The following is a 2,742-nucleotide window of genomic DNA, read 5'->3' as shown; positions in this document are numbered from 1 at the left end:
GCCTCGTACCTTGCGGTTATCCCGGTACGGCCGGTTCAGTCGGCCGTCAGGTACGGCGTGGCCTGCCGACGGGGGCCCAACCCGGTCTTGGCGGCGAAGAGTTCACCTCTACACGGCGAACTCGACCGGCAGGCTGTCCAGCCGGGACTCCCACGTGGAGGCGGTCGAGGTGAGCTCCTCCGGCGGTGCGGCCAGGCTCAGGCCCGGCAGGCGGTGCAGCAGGACGTCCACGGCGATCGCGATGATGGACTGGCCGATGCTCTGCCCGGGGCACTCGTGCGGACCGGAACTGAACGCCAGGTGGGCCTGGTTGCCCTGGACCGAGACACCGATGTCCGGCCGGACGTCGGGGTCGACATTGCCCGCCGCGAGGCCCATCAGCAGCAGGTCGCCCTCCTGGATCTGGTGGCCGCCGAGTTCCAGGTCGCCGGCCGCGAACCGGCCCGGCAGCACCGCCAGCGGCGGGCTGTTCCACATGACCTCCTCCACCACGGCGGAGATGTTCAGCTGCCCGCTGACCAGTCCGGAGAGCCGGGCGGTGTCGGTGAGGACGAGTTGCAGGACCCGGGCCAGCAGATTGCTGGTCGTGGTGTGCGCGGCGATCAGCACGAGACGCAGATGGCTGACCACCTCCTCATCGTCGAGCCCTGCCGCGTGCTCCAGCAGGGCGGTGGTGAGGTCACCGCCGGGTTCGGACTTCTTGCGCTCGGCCAGTTCGCCGAGGATCACCATGATGCGTTCGTTGTGCGCGAGGGCGTCCTCACCGCCCTTGAAGACCTGCGCGCAGGACTCGACCAGGTCCCGGCCCTCCGCCTCCGGGAGCCCGAGGATGCGGGAGAGGACGAGCATCGGCAGGTAATCGGCGTAGTCCTTCACCAGGTCAGCGTGCCCGGCGTCCGCGAACGCGTCGATCTGCTTGTTCGCGATGCGGGTCGCGTGGCGCCGGATGCCCCGGACCGCGGCGGCCTGGAGTCCGTCGGTGACGGCGGCCCGCAGCCTGCGGTGCGGATCGCCGTCCTGGGACACGCAGTCCGGCCGCCAGCCGAGCATCGGGATGAGGGGCGAGGTCTCCGCCACGCGCCCCTCCGTCCAGTCCCGCCAGATGCGGGCGTCCCGGCTGAACTGGCGGGGATTGTCGAGCACCCGCCGGTTGTCGCGGTAGCCGAGGACCAGCCAGGCGGGCACATCGCCTTCGAGCAGGACGGGCGCGACCGAGCCGTGTTCCTTGCGCAGCCGCTCGTAGATGCCCGCCGGGTCGGTCGCCGCCTCCGGCCCGTACAGCCGGGCCGGATCGGCCCCGTGATGGGCGACGGGGCAGCCGCTCGGGACCTGAACGGCGTTATCGGTCTGATCGTTCATCGGGGCTCCAGGGCCACGGCCGAGCGTTCCCTCAGGTGGTGGATCAGGGCGACGAGGACGTCCCGGCTGGAGGCCCGGTCGCGGGCGTCGAAGGCGATGACCGGGGTGTGCTCGGGGATGTCCAGGGCGTCCCGGATCTCCTCGGCCGGGTAGTTGTCGGAGTCGGGGAAGACGTTCAGGGCGACGACGAAGGGGACCTCCTGCCGCTCCATCTCCTCGATCGCCCGGAAGCTGGACTCCAGGCGGCGGGTGTCCACCAGGACGATCGCGCCGAGCGCCCCCTTGAACAGCCCGTTCCACAGGAACCAGAAGCGCTCCTGGCCCGGCGTGCCGAACAGGTACAGCACGAGGCTCTCGTTGATGCCGATCTTGCCGAAGTCCAGGCTGACGGTGGTCTGCGTCTTGTCGGCGACTCCGATGAGACGGTCGACGTCGGCACTGGCCTGGGTGAGGGTCTCCTCGGTGGTGAGCGGCTTGATGTCGCTGACCGACCGGACCATCGTGGTCTTCCCGGTGCCGAACCCGCCGGCGATCATCACCTTCACCGAGCGGGCGTCCCCGCCCGCCCGCCCTCCGGGTTGGTCAAAGCCTTTCAAGTCCACTGAGTACCTCCTCAAGGAGCGCGAGGTCGGGCCCGCGGCCGGCTTCGTGTGCCGGGATGGGGTTACGGGCTTCGACGCGACCTGCGACGAGCAGGTCCGACAGCAGCACTGCGAGAATGTTGAAGGGCAGCCCGAGGTGAGCGCCGAGTTCTGCGACCGACAGCGGATCGCGGCACCGGCGGAGAATCTCCTCGTGCTCGTGCTGCATGCCCGGTAACGGGGCGGCGCGGGCGACGACGAGCGTCGCCACGTCGAGGCTCGACGCCGAACCGCCCGGTCCGCTGCGACCGCCCGTGAGGACGTAGTAGCGCTCGAGACCGGACGGGTCCGACGACCTGCGGGGAGCACTCATCCAGAGTGCTCCTCCAGGCGCGGAGTGGTGCCGAGGAGCTCACCCATCCTGCGGGCCAGGTCTCTCATCTGGTGCCCGAGCAGCCCCTGGTCGAGGCCTTCCCTGGCAAGGACACCGAGGTACGTCTCCACACCGGCGCGGACCACGAAGAGGTGCCCTCCGTCGACTTCGATCATCGCGAGGCGCAGCTGCCCGGCGTACTTGGGGAACTGCTCGGCGACCGGCTGGGCGAGGGCCTGCAGGCCGGCCACCACAGCGGCGAAGCGGTCGACGTCATCGGGGTCTTCGGCGCCGTAGGAGGTGATGGCCTTGCCGTCGCTGGAGGCCACGAGGGCGAAGCGGATCTCCTGGATGCTCTCGACGAGATCGCGGAGCGCCCAGCTCACATCTGTTCCTTGTTGCGTCATGAGGACTAGTCGCTCTCTTCGG

At 69.8% G+C, this 2,742-nt stretch carries 4 protein-coding genes; all 4 read right to left on the bottom strand.

The annotated features are described in order from the left end of the window. Window positions 1–108: 108 nt before the first annotated feature. The 4 genes from ACFTZL_RS43745 to ACFTZL_RS43730 are packed head-to-tail and all read right to left on the bottom strand — an operon-like array spanning window position 109 to window position 2,720. Window positions 109–1,359, bottom strand: a complete 1,251-nt coding sequence (locus ACFTZL_RS43745) for a cytochrome P450 (RefSeq protein ID WP_382595865.1) — start codon at window positions 1,357–1,359, stop codon at window positions 109–111. Next, window positions 1,356–1,961, bottom strand: coding sequence for an ATP/GTP-binding protein (locus tag ACFTZL_RS43740; protein ID WP_382595863.1), 606 nt, complete (start codon window positions 1,959–1,961; stop codon window positions 1,356–1,358). The genes ACFTZL_RS43745 and ACFTZL_RS43740 overlap by 4 nt, the downstream gene beginning before the upstream one ends. Continuing rightward, on the bottom strand, window positions 1,942–2,313 hold the full coding sequence (locus ACFTZL_RS43735; RefSeq protein WP_382595860.1) for a DUF742 domain-containing protein: 372 nt from the start codon (window positions 2,311–2,313) through the stop codon (window positions 1,942–1,944). The genes ACFTZL_RS43740 and ACFTZL_RS43735 overlap by 20 nt, the downstream gene beginning before the upstream one ends. Further along, complete coding sequence (locus ACFTZL_RS43730; RefSeq protein ID WP_003994857.1) at window positions 2,310–2,720, bottom strand: roadblock/LC7 domain-containing protein; 411 nt, start codon at window positions 2,718–2,720, stop codon at window positions 2,310–2,312. The genes ACFTZL_RS43735 and ACFTZL_RS43730 overlap by 4 nt, the downstream gene beginning before the upstream one ends. Between the last annotated feature and the right edge of the window lie 22 nt (window positions 2,721–2,742).

The sequence above is a fragment of the Streptomyces sp. NPDC056948 genome (assembly GCF_042674225.1).
Classification (GTDB): domain Bacteria; phylum Actinomycetota; class Actinomycetes; order Streptomycetales; family Streptomycetaceae; genus Streptomyces; species Streptomyces purpurascens.
Note: the sequence above shows the minus strand (reverse complement) of the source record. Positions and strands in the feature narration are given on the sequence as shown.